Below are 17,426 nucleotides of genomic sequence, written 5' to 3' on the forward strand. Positions count from 1 at the left end.
TTACAAACATGAAAAAAGGCGACATTACCTGTCGCCTTGCACCTTTAATCTCAAGGTTTTTAAGGAATTAGTTACACGCACCTAAGTCAGTCCAAACTTTCCAGTCATTACCAACATTTGAGTTTTGAGCTGGATTTGCGTCTCTGTTCCACCAGTTACTGCGATACTTGCTGCCTTTATAAGACACTTCAGCACCAGCAACGTAAGTCTTCGTTGCACTCCACTCAGTTAAACCAATACATCCTGTGTTGTTTGCACCATCGGTCACAGTTACAGACTTAGTTACGCTGTGCGTTGCACCAGCATCATCAGTTACCGTAACAGAAACTTGATAAGCACCCGCATTTGCAAACGCATGAGAAACAGTTGCACCAGTTGTGCTGGAGCCACCGATATTCCAGTCATAGCTTACGATTTGACCATCGGCATCACGGCTTGAATTTGCATTGAAATCACATGCTAATGCACTACAGCTAAATGTAAAATCTGCGACAGGTGCTTGGTTATCAACAGCACCACCACAACCATTTGCAGTAAGGTAGTCTGAGGCAGCTTTCGCTTGAACTAAACCGTAACCATATTCGTCATCGCGGCCCACTGTGCCTAAATCAATTGCTGTCGCATTAAGTGCATTACGAATATCGACGTTTGTACAACTTGGATGCTGACTCCAAACCAATGCGGCAACACCAGCAACGTGTGGGCTCGCCATTGAAGTACCAGACTTAAGACCATAATCAAGCACTGCATTGAGTTCTACTTCTACTGTACTACCAACCGAAGTTTTTAATGCTGTACCAGCTTCTTGAGACAATGACAGTACTGGAATCGTTAAGCCATGATTTGCATCACCTAAAGTGCCGCCGAACTCACCAGAAGCATTGTTATAAATAATTGCAGCTACACCACCGCCCGCTTCACAATTTTCTGCTTTTACTTTGAATGATGCACCACCGCGCTCGATTAAACAGATACTTTGCGTCGCTGCACATGCTGATAGGCCTTGACCGCAATCAACTAACTCGGCGCTCACTGTACCTTCAACTGAATGCGTCATACCACCTGCTTTAACGAAATTAGTACCAGCTGTGATACCTGCAAGAATTCCAGAGCTTCTTGGTACGGTTGAAAGTACATCAGTACCTGGTGCGGCGATTTCAACTTGAACATTATATTGTGAAGATGGGTTCTTCACTCGGTTTTCATCAATGTTTGCTACCGACATAACTGTGTCGTAGCTTGCTGGGTAGCTCATCGTTGCGTTACCATCATTACCCGCTGCAGCAATGATAAGTACACCTTTGTCATAAGCTGCTTGCAAACGATCTTGGAAGTACTGACTTGGACTACCGCCACCTAAACTCATGTTGATGATTTTAGCGCCGTTTTCAACACAGTTATCAACTCCACGAGCAATACGCGATGTTAAACCTTGCTTGCCGTCGTTATCAAAAACACGGACATTGTGAATACCAACTTTATCATTCGGTAACACACCGACTACACCAAAGCCATTATCAATCGCAACGATTGTGCCCGCAACGTGTGTACCGTGACCGGAGCCATCCTGATACCAATTTAAACCGCCAGGGAGGTCAGTGAAACCTGTCGCATTTTGTGGTAAATCTGGGTGACCTAAGTCATAACCAGAGTCGATAACACACACTTTAAATAAATCAGCATTAGTATCTTGTAAAAGGTTTGCTTGAACCTCTGCAAGGCCATAAGGCGATGCTTCACCCACAAAATCTTGTGTAAAAGGAACATATTCGATATCTTCTTCAATGTACGCATACTGGCCAGATGCTTTAAGTTTTGCAACTTGATCAGGTGTTAGCTCCATTGTTACAACTGTACCATCGGTGTCTGCAGATAATACCTCTGCTGCAGGTTCAGCGTGAAAACTCTCTGCAATATTTGCTCTAGCAAAACGACTCGCCTCAGGAGCAAAGATACTCAGATCACTTTGCTTTAAGATGTACTGTTTTGTTTCTTGTGCTTGAGCAACCGTTGCAGAAAGCGCTGCAACTGCAAACGCTACCGATGTCAACTTAAATGTCTTTTTCATGTTGTTTCCTAATTATTATTTTTATCCGCATCCAATGCGGTGGATTCCTATTGCGTTAGCAAGCTGTACCTTGTTTGAAAACACCCTACACAATCAAAACTCAGATAACAACCTTTTATTTACAAAATTTCATATTTTTTTCATTAAAAGTAAAAAAGCAATAAATATAAATACGCAATTGTTTACTTTTCAAACAAACCTAAGCGATTAAACTGATAAAAAGCTACGCTTATTAAATACAAACAGGAAAGATTCAAAAAAATAACAATGTTAGGAATTTTTTTACACTACCGCTGCCATAAACTAACCAACAAAGAGCACACTCCGCAGAACCTAAACTTCTATTTATAAAATTCACTATTAAGTGAGTAACTTATTTCAACAATAAATTAATCAAGATCAACTGAATATAAGTATTTTATAGATTTGTGATTTACTCGCGAATCACTTTCTAAGATAATGAGAATAGTTTCCATTAAGGAGTAACATCGATGAAAATTATAAATAAAATTGCTGCAGCTGCGCTTTGTATTTCAGCTTTTCAAGCTTCGGCCAATGACTGCGAGTTAACAATTGAATCAAACGACATGATGCAATTCTCGGCTAAATCATTATCAGTACCAGAAAAGTGTGCAGAAGTTAAACTAACACTCGTGCATACAGGTAAATTGCCAGCAACCGTTATGGGTCACAATTGGGTATTAACTGAAAAGAAAAATGTTAAAGCTGTCGCTTCTGATGGTATGAGGGCTGGCGTGAAAAATAGCTATGTAAAACCTGATGACGCCAGAGTTTTCGCATTCACATCAGTGATTGGTGGTGGTGAATCAACATCAATTACTTTTTCAACTAAAGGGATGAGCAAAAATAAAGACTACAACTATTTTTGTTCTTTCCCAGGTCACTTCGCAATTATGAAAGGCACATTTAAAATCGTATAATTACTGAGCCAGTACGAATAAATTTCGTACTGGCCAAAATCATTTACCTGTTTATTACTGCCACAGCTTCGCATTTAAACAATAACTCTGTAGACAAATTAATCACGTCTAGTACGAAATGCATCATCGCTCTATATACTCAAAGACAAACTTCTAAATATTAACATATTCAAGTTGTGATTTTCATAAAGTCAGTTCAAAAACACTAAAAAAACAACCAGGTGTTATTAATTTGATAAAATCAAGTTTTAAATATGTGACTAAAAATAAATTAAGGATATTTTAATGAAAAGGTCAATTTTAGCTAGTACACTAGCCCTTGCTCTGAGCTCTTCAGTGTTTGCAAACAATTATGCCCTACTATCTGAAGTAAGAGATCAAATCAAATCTCCTGAATATACACAACAAGAGAAACAACTTGTTGTTGAACAAGCGAGAATCTTTTTAGAAGACCTTTATGTACATCAGTATGCCAAAGATATTTACTATGGTATTTCTCCAACAGGACACGTAAATGCAGTATCTGAAATTCATAAGGTCATTAACGAACTGGACACTTTGAGTACAGAGCAATTACACGCAAGACTTACAAAAATATTTAAAGCACAACGTGACTTGCACCTGGTTTACGTTCACCCACAACCAGTGCGCAGCTATGCGTCGTACTTGCCCTTTGAATTTGACAAAACCTTAGATGTTTTAGGCCACTCTGAGGTACGCGTTTCAAATTTACTAGAAAGCCTTCTACCTTATGCCACAGACAACAGATTGCCAGAAGTTGGCGACAAAGTTATTTCTTATAATGGTAAACCAATCCATCAAGTGGTAGAAGAAAATTTAAATGTTGGTTTCGGTGCTAACAAAGATGCAGGCTTTGTCAGAGCTATCAGAGCCATCACCCGTAAAGGCCATGCCGTTTCTCTTGTGCCAGAAGACAACGATGTAACTATCGAATTCTTATCTCATGCAACCGGTGAGACATACACCACCACTGTTCCGTGGATAACCCGATTACCTGCTACAGTGACAAATAACGCAAGCAATACAAATGTTGCACACTTACTGGAAGAAAGTACAAATATAGAAGCTGCGCAGCATCAACTCATTAAATCAGAATTGGATAGTGATTCAGGCTCCCCTTTCATAACCAATCCATCAGCAGATCCACAAGTAACTTGGGCAATCCAAGAAGTAGATGGTCAGCAAGTGGGCTACATCAAGTTAAATCGTTTTAGTGTGGTTGGTGAAGTCGATGTATCTCTAAATATACTCAGCGAACTTTTAACCAATGAATTAGCCCAAATCGATGCATTAGTATTTGATGTGAGAAATAACCCAGGTGGTCTTATCACGTATGCAGACCGACTAGTCCAATTATTTTCTGCTAAGCCTGCCGCACCTACGGAGTTGAAGTTTATCAACACCCAACTCAACTATGATATTTTGCACAAAACAATCTTTAGTACGTTTGGACCGCATTGGCAAAAAGTACTTGCCGATGTTAATGGAACGAATGCGCGATACACAGATACTGCAAGCTACATTACCGTTGCGCAAAACAACGAATTCGGACAGTCATATTACAAACCTGTTGGCGTATGGTCGGATGCAAGAACCTATTCTTCAGGAGATGTTTTTACCTGTTCTGTACAGGATAATGGTGTTGCAAAAGTATATGGTGAGCACAAACGTACAGGCGCGGGCGGTGCAAATGTGATGAGGCATTCAGTGTTTTCTCGGTATATAGGTGCTCCTTACTTTGAAACTCTACCTCATGGTCAAGAAATGACGGTTTCATGGAGACAGATGGTTCGTCATGGGCACAATAAAAATGCCATTATTGAAGATTTTGGCTGTGTGGCCGACCAACATGTTCCGCAGACACTGGAAAGCATCAAAGATGGCGGCTTGGGTAACTTCGAAACGATTGCAAGAGACTTACTAAGCGAAGCACCTAATAAGTCTACTGTTCGCTTTTTACAGTCAAGAGAAACAGATGTGAGCGCTTCTAGCAGAACACTAGGCATTGAAGTGACCAATACAGAACTTGTTGAAATCTACCTCGACGATGTCAAAGTAGATGTAATAAATATCGGCGCATATGGTGATTCAACTAAAACCGTCGAATATACAATCCCTGCATCTGCTATCGAAGGTAAAGTGAGGTTTATTGGCTTAGATGGTGGCAAGACTCCATTATGGAACGGTGTCCGTTATTTCTATTAATTCAGTACCGTGAGCTATGAGCCTTACACGCTAAATTAATGAAAACCTAAGTTTAGATCTCAGTTACTGCTTAGTTAAGAGGAGTCTGAGATCTAATTAGTGTTTGGCAACAATAAAGCTAATTGAAGCGATGACTAAAACCCCCCCCAATAGATAACCTTATGATCCTTAGAGCAAGAACATAACCAACCACTGAAGGAAAATACGCTTAAAGTAACAAACAACGTGATTTCCTTAGAAGGGTTTTCGAATGCCGAGAACATAAATATAATAGCAGCAAAACCAAACCAGCACGCTGTCGAAAAATGCCACATATTCGTTAGCACTGTTTTTGTACAAAACCGACCAAATAAACGCTGTGGCTCTAAACGTCTCAATGCCTCCTCACTCAGTATCAGCTTGTAGCCAATCCAGTGGTGCACAGTACCAATGATCAAAATTAAAAAGAATACAGAACCAGGCATACACTACAACCCAAAACACCTACTTAAGCCTATGCCTGTATAAATAAACTAAGTCGACTTTTATTTCAAAAAAGGAAATTATATATTGAATGAAAGAAAATTACTGCACATTTTGGAACATTCCAAGAGCGGTTAAGTCTATTTAATATAAAAATGTTCTTGTTCGTTGAAAATATTTCACTTATTCAGGTCGTTTAAACACCAATGATGTTTGACACACCTCGTCAAGTTGGCTGAGTTTACTCTAATGAGGGTTATACTTGATTAGCCGGATATGGAGGAATTTAATCCGTTATGACAAAGCAAACCTATGTTGTAAATTACTAGCCCTGACCAATTTAAGGCACCCTTCATCACTTCTAAAGTGATCCAGAAAAGTGCCGATTCATGAGCATCATAAGATGAACATAGCCTATCGCTCTATCCTAAATCTCGCATCAGTATTTCATACTCTTCATTGGCATCAGCAATAAGGTGTGATAACTCTCTGGCATCACGTTCTTTTAAAACAACATGCCAACTAGTTGCTCCCTCAATTCCAGTGATCACTATGTCTGAGCCTGTATGCTCATATTTAATGTTATCAAATTGAGTTGAATGATGTTCGTGAAGCTCAACAATATCGACGTCAAGTTGACCTGTTGGAAAGACCTCAATATGGGCGTGTAAATCTTTTTCCCCTGACAAGCAATATTCTCTATGTATCGTAATCATCACAAGCTCCTTACTGTTATATTAAAGCCAAAGACAAGTGTAGATCACGATAAGCAGATAGGTGTATTCAAGCGCGAGTGAAAGGGAAAGGTTTTCTTGCAAATATCAGAATTGCTATGAAAAATCTGCACATTAAGTTTTTGTTACATGCTCTAGGTTTAAGTAAAACTCAGTGGCATTGTATTGGTAACCAGTTTTTATAATTAAACTACTTAGAGATTCGAAACAATAACCTATGGATAAACTATTTTATTTCAATATATTAAAAAATTGCTTTGCGGACACTGCAAAATTACTCTCTATTAGTAAAGCTCATATAGAGTATTTCTACCTGTAATATATACATGTTAACAATCTCATACGTTGTTTGAGTATCTAGGCACATTGGTCTTTTCAGGTGTTACAACCAAAGTGAAAAATAAACATGCAATTGTTTTTGGCTTGTTATTTAAAGGACTGTCAGTGTTAAATTGGAGGAAGTAATTATCCGTATTTAAGGTAAAAGCGAGGCAGTAGGGTAAAACCCTACTATTTAACGCTATTTGAAGCCATTAAGCATTTTGTCACAAACAACTGGCGTCGGTCTGTGATTGTCATCTACAGCCACGAATGTAAAGTTGCCTGAAATAGCTAAGTGCTTATCATCTTTATGCATCGTTTCTAAGAAGATTTGTACTTCTACTTTTAGGCTCGTGTTACCAACATGAACCACCTTAGAAACCAACTCGGCAAAAGTACCAGCAGGAATAGCTTCTTTAAAATCCACACGATCTGACGAAATTGTTACCAGAGGCTTGCGACAAAAACGCGTTGCCGCGATAAATGCAACTTCATCCATCCACGCTAATGCATCGCCACCAAATAAGGTATTGTGGTGGTTAGTTCTGCCTGGGAAAACTGTTTTAGTTACTGAGGTTGTTGATTCTTCAATACGCTTCGCGATGATTGCGTCTTTATGTTGTTCTGTCATTATTTACTGCTTTTGTTTGCTAGTTTATCAATCATAAGTAATTCAGGGTCCAGCCTTTCACCAAACCAATTGAAACGCCAATCTAGATGCGGCCCTGTTACTCTGCCAGTTGCCCCAATATCACCGATAACATCACCGGTGGAAACCATATCCCCGACTTTCACATGTAACTTGCTCATATGAATGTATGTAGAGGTTATACCATAACCATGGTCCAAAATAAGTGTGCCGCCACTGTAGTAAAGATCGTCCTCTGCAAGCACAACCTTACCAGACAATGGAGCCCAAATAGGCGTACCCGTTTTATTGGCGATATCTAAGCCGAAATGTGGCCGCCTAGGCTCGCCGTTAAAATATCTCTGACTACCATACACACCTGAAATTCGACCTTTCGCAGGCCGATAAACCGGCATATCAAAAAATTCTAATTTACTACTCTTCGCTCTTGCAGCACCAACTTTAGCCGAATCATTACGAATGCGCTGAAGTACTTCTTTTGGAGGCGATACATACTTTTTGGCAACACCCGTGATGCGGTCAATATCGTATTCACGACTCGTAATTAGAAAGCTTTTAGTGTGTAGTTTGTCGTTCCTATCTACCCAAGTGAGAGTGTGTTCAGGTTTAGCATCTCGCCCAAACCCAAACACAAATTGACCATCAGGTGTAATATCGAGCTCTTTCCCGTTGAAAGACACGGATTTTATACCCTCAAGGTGGCCTTTCACCATGCCCCCTTGAGTTAAGTGCCCTTTTAATTCAATTGCTTGTGCACTCAACGCAAAACATGCACTAAGAGCAAGCAGCAGTTTACGCATACGCAATCGCTCCTTTACCCACACCTTCATAAGCCCTTACTTTGACTTCTTTGTCTGGATTGTCTTTTTTAATTTCATTTGCGAGGTATTCTGCAATGCACTCGACTGTTGTGTCACAAGGTAAAATGTCACAACGAGCTTGGCTAATACACATTTCAAAGTAGCCTTGAGATGATTCATACGCAAATGAATAGTCATCATCTTTTGCCGACACATACTTTAATTGAGCATGCTCAATTAAATCTTCTTGCGTGCCTAAGTAAATGTCTTCCCACTTTTGAGACCACTCTTTTTGCATTCTTGGCATACTCACGCCATCAAAGAAAATACCGATTAAAGAACGATGACCGTGAATTATACGCTGACAGTTGCCATCATGCTTCTTTAGGCCATGGCTATAATGATAATAGAAACTGCTCGTTTCCTCTGGACGCAATGTGATTTCAATGTCTTTCACATTATCAGGCATCTTAGGTAAGATTTGCTGCTTCAAAAAGGCAATCACTGACTCTTCATCAATTTTATCACCTTCGACTAAACAAACAGCCTCATCAGGAGCGTTCATTGCTAAGTGATGACCGTTAAATTCGTAGTCAAAAGACGTTCGGCCATCATCACTTTTAAGCTGACAATTTAGCGCTGAAGGTATGGCCAATTTATGATCTATTGTATTATCAATAATTGCTTTGATTTGTTTTTTTACTTTTGCAAAGTCTAAAACCATTGATTCTTCATTGAGTTGACCATGAAGTGTCATATCAACAATCCAACTCTCTCCAACAGCTCCGCGCTTAGCACACAAGTAAGAAAAGTCTATTACCGTCAAGGCATCTACAAAAAGGATCATAAATTTCCATTAAATTACTAACAAACAAACTGATTATAAAGTTTTTTCAATTAAAAATCGCGTAATTCATAAAGAGAATTGATTTTAATCTTTCTGACGTATTGTTGAGATAAAAATTTAACTGTTCAGAGTTGTTTAGCGTACAACTGTACGCTAGAGTACCCGCAATTAAAAAATAAAGATTGAATACTATGGAACCTAAAAATAGCTATACAAAAGAAGAACTAATCCTTTGTGCTGAAGGCAAAATGTTTGGTGAAAACAACTGCCGTCTACCAATCGACAACATGTTAATGATGGATCGTATCGTTGAAATTAACGAGGATGGTGGTGAATTTGGTAAAGGTCAAATCATTGCTGAGTTAGACATCAACCCTGATCTTTGGTTCTTCGACTGCCATTTCAGAGGTGACCCAGTAATGCCTGGCTGCCTTGGTTTAGACGCGATGTGGCAAATTGTTGGCTTTTTCCTAGGCTGGTCAGGTGGCCCAGGTCTTGGCCGTGCATTGGGCGTAGGTGAAGTTAAATTTACTGGTCAGATTCTGCCTACTGCTAAAAAGGTAACTTACCGTGTAGACATGAAGCGTGTTATCAAGCGTAAGCTATTTATGGGCCTTGCTGACGGCGTCGTTGAAGTTGATGGTCGTGTAATCTACGAAGCAAAAGATCTGAAAGTAGGTCTATTCCAAGATACAAGCGCATTCTAATCTAGTGCTTTAAAACAAATAAGCCCCTTTCGGGGCTTTATTCTTTCAATTCGTTTCTGTTGACTCTGTTTTATGTTTTAAACATATTGCGATTGTCTATGGCCTCTCGCCAGCCACCTAACCATTCTGATCTGTGCTCAATTTGTTGATATGGACATAAATCTTTAGACCGCCCCGCTAAACCTGCTTTAAATCCCTGTGAGTGTGCTCTTTCTAAACGGTCTCTTTTCTGTCTCTTCATAGGTAAATTCCTCACCTTCAAATTTTTGATTGCTTCGTCTTACCGACATCCACATTTAATAAATAGTTAACGCAACTGTAATTTGCAACCTCATTTCTCGTGATATCCAAAAGCCCTTACAACCTCTTTGATTTGAAAAATATGGTTCACTGTTTTTGACGTGCAATACCTGCCTAACTATCTTGGATAGAATCAAATATCAATTTTGCAATAATGGTAACAATAAGACCCCTACTCGCTTTGTTAAAAAAGCGTGCAAGACTTATTCAGAAGGAATGGCCAAACCTTAAGTTCTAATAAATCATAGTTTGAAAGCACTTGCAACAGAGAGTCGATAAGAACTTTTTGTGAATTTTTTATTTGCAATCTTTATTCAAATAAAAAAACATTTAAGTAAATTTAATTTAAAAAAACAACATTAAAGAATTATTAAAACCAAATTCGAAGTAAAAAAACATTCATTATTTTGTCATAAAAAAGGCCGCTAGATAGCGGCCTGATATCAATCACTTGGGTCAATTACTTAAGGACTTCTAAACCACCCATGTATGGCTTCAGTACCTCTGGTACGATAATAGAACCATCTTCTTGTTGATAATTTTCTAATACTGCAACAAGTGTACGACCTACAGCAAGGCCAGAACCATTCAACGTGTGAAGTAGCTCAGGCTTCTTCTCTCCTGCGCGACGGAAACGTGCCTGCATGCGTCGTGCTTGGAAGTCTTGCATGTTAGAACAAGATGAAATCTCACGATACGTGTTTTGTGCAGGAAGCCATACTTCTAAGTCATACGTTTTCGCAGCTCCGAAGCCCATATCACCAGTACATAACACAACTTTTCTGTACGGTAGTTCCAATGCTTGAAGAATGCCTTCGGCACTGCCTGTAAGCTCTTCAAGTGCAGCCATTGAATCTTCAGGTTTCACAAGTTGAACTAATTCAACCTTGTCGAACTGATGCTGGCGAATAAGGCCACGAGTATCACGACCATAACTACCCGCTTCACTTCGGAAACAAGGAGTATGAGCAGTCATTTTTATCGGCAGCTCTTTCTCATCGAAAATTTCATCACGTGCGCAGTTAGTTAGAGGTACTTCCGCTGTCGGAATTAAGCTGTATCCATCCTGATCTTCTTCAAGTACTTCAGTGTGGAATAAATCCGCAGCAAATTTAGGTAACTGGCCAGTGCCATATAAACTTGCTTTGTTCACTAAATACGGCACATACATTTCTGTGTAGCCATTTTTGTCAGTGTGAGTATCAAGCATAAATTGTACAAGTGCACGGTGCATACGAGCAACACCGCCACGCATAACAGTAAAGCGCGAACCACTCAGCTTAACACCAGTTTCAAAATCAAGGCCTTTATCCAGTGCTTCACCTAAATCAACGTGATCTTTCACTTCAAAGTCGTACTGTTTAGGCTCACCCCACTTAGACACTTCAACATTATCATCTTCATCAGCGCCTTCTGGCACATCTTCAGCAGGTAAGTTTGGTAATGTGGATGCTAAGTCTTGCAGTTGAGCTAGAATTTTATCTTGTTCAGCTTTAGCCGCAGATAATTGGTCTCCAAGGTTAGCAACTGCATCAAGCAGTGGCTGAACGTCTTCACCTTTTGCTTTAGCCTGACCAATCGCTTTGGATCGACTGTTACGCTCACTTTGTAATTCTTGAGTTTTTGTTTGTAACGTCTTGCGCTGCTCTTCAAGCGCATTAACTGCTTCAACATCTAACTCGAAGCCACGTTTTTTTAAGCGCGCAGCAGCTTCTTCGATGTCCTGTCTTAAATACTTTGGATCTAACATGTTTGTTCTTTTAACCTTTTTGCATGACTAAGCAAAGACCTATCCAGGCCATAAATATACATACGACGACATTCAACGCTATATTCAGTGCCACCTTCACAAACTGCCCTTGTTGTAACAACAAAAGGCTGTCCATGGAAAATGTTGAAAATGTCGTCAAAGCACCTAAAAAGCCGACTCCTATCAACGCTTTGGCAGGAGAAATTGCAATTATTTGCTTTTCGATTAATCCGTAAAGAATGCCCATCAACAATGAACCAAGAATATTAACGGTCAATGTACCAAAAGGGAATCCCTTACCCATGAGTTTTAACACAATATCGCTAATAAAAAATCGTAAGCAAGCACCAAATGCGCCACCAATAGCAATCATTAGATAAGTTTTAAGCACTTCCATTTACGTTTTACCTGATTTTTTACCATACCTTTGTTGAACACTTGTACTATCAAGGCTTTTTAAATAACTGAGTTTTTCTTTAATTTGCTTCTCTAATCCGCGATCAGTTGGGAAATAATATTGTCTATCTTCTACTGCTTCTGGAAAATAGTTTTCACCTGCCGCATAAGCACCGGGTTCATCATGCGCATAGCGATATTCAGCGCCAAAACCCATTTCTTTCATCAACTGAGTCGGCGCATTGCGCAAATGCTCAGGAACTGGTAAATCGCCATCAGTTGCGGCATCACGTTTCGCTTGCTTAAACGCCGTGTATACCGCATTACTCTTGGCTGCACTTGCCAGGTAAATTGTTGCCTGCGCAATCGCACGCTCACCTTCAGCCGGACCGACTCTATGAAAAATATCCCATGCGTTTAACGCGACCTGAAGTGCTCTTGGATCGGCATTTCCAATATCTTCACTGGCGATCGCCAGTAAACGCCTTGCGACATAAAGAGGGTCGCCACCGCCCACTAGGATACGGCAATACCAATACAGTGCAGCATCTGGATTGCTACCACGAACCGACTTGTGAAATGCAGAAATCAAATCATAATAAATATCACCGCCTTTATCATACTTGGCTAAGTGAGTTGGTAAAATTTGTGTAAGAACATCACTGTCAATTTTAATGTCATTACCTATACGATGGCCAAGGTCAACCGATTGCTCTAATAAATTGAGTGCTTTTCTAGCATCCCCATCTGCCGCCTGAGCTATTGCACATAACGCTTCGTGCTCAATATGAATCGTTATCTGGCTGAGTTGCTCATCTTTGTCAATGGCGTTTTGCAATGTAAAAAGCAACTCTTCCTGCGTTAATGGTTTTAAAGTATAAACCCGAGCGCGAGACAGTACGGCATTATTGAGAGCAAATGAAGGGTTTTCAGTAGTGGCACCAATGAATACAAACGTACCATCTTCTATGTGGGGTAAAAAAGCATCTTGCTGTGATTTATTAAAACGGTGGACCTCGTCAACAAAAAGTAAGGTGCGCCTACCAGATTGTGATAATCGGCTTTTAGCCTCTAGAACAACTTCACGTATTTCTTTCACACCTGCTGTCACTGCTGATAACTTAGCAAGTTCCGCATCGGCATGATTTGCAATAATTTCCGCTAATGTGGTTTTTCCAACCCCTGGTGGGCCCCATAAAATCAAGCTGTGGCATCGCCCTTGCTCTATGGCTCGATATAGTACAGAGTCTTTTTCAATGATATGTGTTTGACCAATATAGCCCTGTAACGACTTTGGCCGCATTCTAGCGGCCAAAGGTCTAACATCTGGGGCAAAATCAAAACCTAGATTACTCACCAGTTGTCTGGTCGTCTATGACCACTCCATGCGGAATTTTGAAGGTAAAGGACTTATCGTCCATTTCTAGATTCGTTTTTGCATCGGCAAATTTAAATGTTGAGATCTGGCCTGAAGCATCTTTGATGCTGAGCGAATCAATGGCAAGTCCTGCGCTTTCAAACACAATATCTAACTGCTCAACTTGTGATTCGACGTCAGGCTTTGGCGATACACGATAGCCAACCGTTGTTTTACTGACATCATATTTTGCCCACTGAGACTTATCTTGTGTCGTCAACAACACAAATGGAGTGGTGTCTATCAAGCCGGCTGTATTCATAACAGTTACTTGTTCAGCAAAACTATCGAAATAAAAGGTCTTATCACCATCAGACACTAACAACGTTTCATCAGGTTCTAACTGCTGCCAACGAATTTTTGAAGGGTACTTTAGCGCAATATTGCCAGTCCCATCTTGTAATAATGTACCTTCTTCATCCTTCACTTGTTGCGTGAAATTTGCTTTAAATGTATTTAGAGACTTTAGCTTTGCCTTAAGAGACTCTGCATCCCCAGCAAAACTTTGTGACATAAGGCCACAACTTAAACCTAGTACTAAGGCTATGGTTTTAAACTTCATTTTAATTTGCTCCACCTTTCGGTACTAATACTTCTCTGGCACCATTATGACCTGGTGCGCTAACTACCCCGGACATCTCCATCTGTTCAACTAAGCGTGCTGCGCGGTTGTAACCCACCCTTAATTTACGTTGTACGCTTGAAACAGATACCTTACCAGTCTCAATCACAAATCCGACGGCTTCATCATATAGCGGATCAGATTCATCATCAGCACCTTCAGGCTGCTCCCCAGGTAATAAAATTTCTTCGGTCGCTTCACCACATAGGATATCTTCAACGTAGTTTGGCTTACCACGTGCTTTCCAATCATTCACAACGGCATGTACTTCATGATCATCTACAAACGCACCATGAACACGGATCGGTACACTCGTGCCAGGGGGTAAATAAAGCATGTCACCCATACCTAATAGGTTCTCTGCACCTTGCTGATCTAGTATGGTACGAGAGTCAATTTTACTTGAAACTTGGAACGCCATTCGCGTCGGAATATTTGCCTTAATCAGACCTGTGATAACATCAACTGATGGCCTTTGTGTCGCTAATACAAGGTGTATCCCCGCTGCACGAGCTTTTTGGGCGATTCGCGCAATGAGCTCTTCCACTTTTTTACCAACAATCATCATCATGTCAGCAAATTCATCGATGACGACCACAATACTCGGAAGTTTATCTAGCTCCTCAGGTCCATCGGCCATCCCATCCGTATCTTTAAATAATGGATCTAAAATCGGATGCCCTGCTTCTTTGGCTTCGGTCACTTTTTGGTTGTAGCCCTTTAAATTCCTGACACCTAGAGCAGACATTAGTTTGTAACGACGTTCCATTTCACCAACGCACCATCTAAGCGCATTAGCGGCTTCTTTCATATCTGTCACAACTTCACACAGCAAGTGTGGAATACCTTCATAGACCGATAGCTCCAACATTTTAGGGTCTATCATGATCATACGAACGTCTTCTGGCGGTGACTTATAGAGTAAGCTTAATATCATAACATTAACGCCAACTGACTTACCCGAACCAGTAGTACCTGCGACAAGTAAATGGGGCATTTTTGCAAGATCAGCCACAACTGGCTCGCCTGCGATGTCTTTACCTAAAACCATGGTTAGTGGCGAAGCATTTTGTTCAAACTTAGGTGCGTTAATGACCTCTGAAAGCCTCACGATTTCACGATTTTTATTAGGTAATTCTAATCCGACATAAGTTTTACCAGGGATCACTTCAACAACACGCACGCTAACGGCTGACAGTGAACGAGCCAAATCTTTCGCAAGGCCAGTAATTTTGGCCACTTTAATACCAGGCGCAAGGTCAAGCTCAAAACGCGTAACGACTGGACCTGGGTAAACACCCACAACTGCAGCTTGAATGTTAAAGTCCAATAACTTAACTTCAACAAGGCGAGAAACCGAATCTAACTCTTCTTTAGTGATAGGGTTCTTCGCTTTATCAGGTCTATCTAATAGGTCAAGAGACGGTAGCGGATCTTGAGGCGGCTGAGCTTCAAGCAACGCTTCAAACTGCTCTTTAGCTGATGGCGGTGGCTGATATGCAGGCTTCTGCTGCGCCTCTTGCGGATGCTTCTTAATTGGCCTTGCAGGCGATACCACCTTAGTAACTGGCTCCTCTTTTATCGCTGCATCATCTAAAGCATTTAGTGCTGCCACCGTATCAAGAGATTCATCGTCAATAGCTGAGAAATTAATTTCTTGCTCGAGGATATGGTCTAGCTCATCAAAAACATCTGCCGAAACTGCATCATCAAACTCCTGCTTTTGTTCAAATACAGGCTCTATAACTTTGGGTTGTTCTTGAGGTTTTGCTTCTTTACGGCCAACCACGGAAAATAATTTATCTTTAAGCTTTAATGGTTGCTCCGCCTCTTGGTTTTCAGGAATGTTAACTTCTGGACTCACTACATCAGGCTCTTTTTGAGCGCGCTCAACTTTAATGTTATCTTCAGCTGCATTATGCAATTGAGGCTCGACCTCTAGTATTTCCGTTGTATCTTCTGCAAGAGTTTGCGCTGCAGATGGTGACTCTTTAGCCGTAATCTTTTTGAATAAAAACTTAACAAGTTGAACCACTTTTGCACCTAAATAATCAACTGCCTCGACCCAAGAGACACCTGTTAATAAGGTAATGCCCGCAAAGAAAAAACATAGAAGTAAAATAGAGGTACCGGTAAAATTAAACGCCGGCATCATAGCGCTTGCGACGACATGCCCAACAATACCACCAGAGGAAAAGGTATAAATATCGTCAAAATTGATACTGCTTATCGCACTAGAAGAAGCAATAAACAGCGTTGCCCCGATAATTCTCAATCCTAGGGTTGTGTAATCTAGCTGTAATATTTTGTGTGGCTTCTTAAATATTAAGTAGCCAAATAGCTGCATGGCAGCCGGCACCAAAAATGCCAACCATCCAAACGTGACCAGCAATATATCAGCAACCCACGCCCCTGCAGCGCCGGTTATATTATTCACTTTGACGTACTCACCAGCCTGTGTCCATGCCGGATCGGCAGGATCAAAGGAAATTAAGGCACAGAGAGTAAAAATTGCCGCAGCCGTGCTGACAATAAGTCCCGTTTCTAGTAGGCGCTGAACACCATTTAAGCGCATTACATTCAACCTGTATTTATCTTTTGTTGTAAACTTCTATTATAGGTTACACCATATCAAGAAATTCTTTAAGGTGCACAAGGTTTTATAATCTCACCCTCCTCCCCTTTCACCTCCTCCATGACTACATAGGTACGACTTTCATTGATATTCGGTAATTTAAGTAAGATTTCTCCTAAAACGCCTCGGTACTCGGACATGTCAGTTACACGTGTTTTTAATAAAAAATCGAAATTTCCAGATACTAGGTGGCATTCAATGATTTCATCGTGCTGTTTTACTGCTTCATTGAAAAGCTCAAATACATCTGGCGAGTTTTTATTTATAGTCACTTCAACAAATACCAGCAGCCCCTGACCAAGCTTGACTGGGTCAACCACTGCTTTATACCCTTTTATGAACCCTTCTCGCTCAAGTTTTTTTACCCTTTCCAGACAAGGTGTTGCACTCAAGCCAATTCGCTTGGCTAATTCAACATTAGAAATTCTTCCGTCTTTTTGTAATTCGACTAAAATTTTTCTATCAGTTCTATCTAGCTGAGTATGCATGAAAAGTGTTTTATCCTATTTTTATTTAAATTAAAGTCAATTCACCTTTAAATTACCACAAAA

The 17,426-nt window shown here is 40.4% G+C and carries 16 protein-coding genes; 3 read left to right on the top strand and 13 right to left on the bottom strand.

The window, feature by feature from the left end; genetic code table 11:
- Nucleotides 1–67: 67 nt before the first annotated feature.
- Entirely contained in the window at nt 68–2,068 is a 2,001-nt protein-coding gene (locus S4054249_RS10995) for a S8 family serine peptidase (protein ID WP_046355539.1), read from the bottom strand.
- 491 nt (nt 2,069–2,559) lie between these two features.
- On the opposite strand from S4054249_RS10995, the gene azu reads away from it, so the two are divergent.
- Together azu and S4054249_RS11010 are read left to right on the top strand one after the other, a co-directional pair.
- Nucleotides 2,560–3,009, top strand: coding sequence for an azurin (azu, locus tag S4054249_RS11005; RefSeq protein WP_046355541.1), 450 nt, complete (start codon nt 2,560–2,562; stop codon nt 3,007–3,009).
- 285 nt (nt 3,010–3,294) lie between these two features.
- On the top strand, nt 3,295–5,235 hold the full coding sequence (locus S4054249_RS11010) for a S41 family peptidase (protein WP_046355542.1): 1,941 nt from the start codon (nt 3,295–3,297) through the stop codon (nt 5,233–5,235).
- Nucleotides 5,236–5,369: 134 nt separating this feature from the next.
- On the opposite strand, the gene S4054249_RS11015 is transcribed toward S4054249_RS11010, so the two are convergent.
- The 5 genes from S4054249_RS11015 to S4054249_RS11035 all read right to left on the bottom strand — a co-directional run bounded on the left by S4054249_RS11015 (nt 5,370) and on the right by S4054249_RS11035 (nt 9,048).
- Nucleotides 5,370–5,699, bottom strand: coding sequence for a hypothetical protein (locus S4054249_RS11015; RefSeq protein ID WP_046355543.1), 330 nt, complete (start codon nt 5,697–5,699; stop codon nt 5,370–5,372).
- Nucleotides 5,700–6,119: 420 nt separating this feature from the next.
- The gene (locus tag S4054249_RS11020) at nt 6,120–6,413 is read right to left on the bottom strand and encodes a hypothetical protein (RefSeq protein WP_046355544.1); all 294 of its coding nucleotides are present in this window, start codon (nt 6,411–6,413) and stop codon (nt 6,120–6,122) included.
- Nucleotides 6,414–6,951: 538 nt separating this feature from the next.
- A complete protein-coding gene (locus S4054249_RS11025) occupies nt 6,952–7,383 on the bottom strand; it encodes an acyl-CoA thioesterase (protein ID WP_046355545.1) in 432 nt (143 codons plus the stop codon).
- Nucleotides 7,383–8,201: a M23 family metallopeptidase gene (locus S4054249_RS11030; protein WP_046355546.1), complete on the bottom strand. Its 819-nt coding sequence runs from the start codon at nt 8,199–8,201 to the stop codon at nt 7,383–7,385. The genes S4054249_RS11025 and S4054249_RS11030 overlap by 1 nt, the downstream gene beginning before the upstream one ends.
- Nucleotides 8,194–9,048, bottom strand: a complete 855-nt coding sequence (locus tag S4054249_RS11035) for a 6-carboxytetrahydropterin synthase (protein WP_046355547.1) — start codon at nt 9,046–9,048, stop codon at nt 8,194–8,196. The genes S4054249_RS11030 and S4054249_RS11035 overlap by 8 nt, the downstream gene beginning before the upstream one ends.
- Nucleotides 9,049–9,239: 191 nt before the next feature.
- Here S4054249_RS11035 and fabA point away from each other — a divergent pair, with 191 nt between their 5' ends.
- On the top strand, nt 9,240–9,755 hold the full coding sequence (gene fabA / locus S4054249_RS11040) for a bifunctional 3-hydroxydecanoyl-ACP dehydratase/trans-2-decenoyl-ACP isomerase (protein WP_046355548.1): 516 nt from the start codon (nt 9,240–9,242) through the stop codon (nt 9,753–9,755).
- Between the two features lie 70 nt (nt 9,756–9,825).
- Here the strand turns inward: fabA and rmf are convergent, their stop codons facing one another.
- The 7 genes from rmf to lrp form a co-directional block, all read right to left on the bottom strand.
- Complete coding sequence (rmf, locus tag S4054249_RS11045) at nt 9,826–9,996, bottom strand: ribosome modulation factor (RefSeq protein ID WP_023398857.1); 171 nt, start codon at nt 9,994–9,996, stop codon at nt 9,826–9,828.
- Nucleotides 9,997–10,515: 519 nt separating this feature from the next.
- The gene (gene serS / locus S4054249_RS11050) at nt 10,516–11,805 is read right to left on the bottom strand and encodes a serine--tRNA ligase (protein ID WP_046355549.1); all 1,290 of its coding nucleotides are present in this window, start codon (nt 11,803–11,805) and stop codon (nt 10,516–10,518) included.
- Between the two features lie 10 nt (nt 11,806–11,815).
- Nucleotides 11,816–12,196 carry a fluoride efflux transporter CrcB gene (gene crcB, locus S4054249_RS11055; RefSeq protein ID WP_046355604.1) on the bottom strand — a complete coding sequence of 127 codons (381 nt, stop codon included), beginning with the start codon at nt 12,194–12,196 and terminating at the stop codon, nt 11,816–11,818.
- 6 nt (nt 12,197–12,202) lie between these two features.
- Nucleotides 12,203–13,558 carry a replication-associated recombination protein A gene (locus S4054249_RS11060; RefSeq protein ID WP_046355550.1) on the bottom strand — a complete coding sequence of 452 codons (1,356 nt, stop codon included), beginning with the start codon at nt 13,556–13,558 and terminating at the stop codon, nt 12,203–12,205.
- Complete coding sequence (gene lolA / locus S4054249_RS11065; RefSeq protein WP_046355551.1) at nt 13,551–14,180, bottom strand: outer membrane lipoprotein chaperone LolA; 630 nt, start codon at nt 14,178–14,180, stop codon at nt 13,551–13,553. The genes S4054249_RS11060 and lolA overlap by 8 nt, the downstream gene beginning before the upstream one ends.
- Nucleotide 14,181: 1 nt before the next feature.
- Nucleotides 14,182–16,815: a DNA translocase FtsK gene (locus S4054249_RS11070; RefSeq protein ID WP_046355552.1), complete on the bottom strand. Its 2,634-nt coding sequence runs from the start codon at nt 16,813–16,815 to the stop codon at nt 14,182–14,184.
- A gap of 68 nt (nt 16,816–16,883) precedes the next feature.
- On the bottom strand, nt 16,884–17,363 hold the full coding sequence (lrp, locus tag S4054249_RS11075) for a leucine-responsive transcriptional regulator Lrp (RefSeq protein WP_046355553.1): 480 nt from the start codon (nt 17,361–17,363) through the stop codon (nt 16,884–16,886).
- Nucleotides 17,364–17,426: the final 63 nt, after the last annotated feature.

The organism is Pseudoalteromonas luteoviolacea (genome assembly GCF_001750165.1).
Classification (GTDB): Bacteria; Pseudomonadota; Gammaproteobacteria; order Enterobacterales; family Alteromonadaceae; genus Pseudoalteromonas; species Pseudoalteromonas luteoviolacea_G.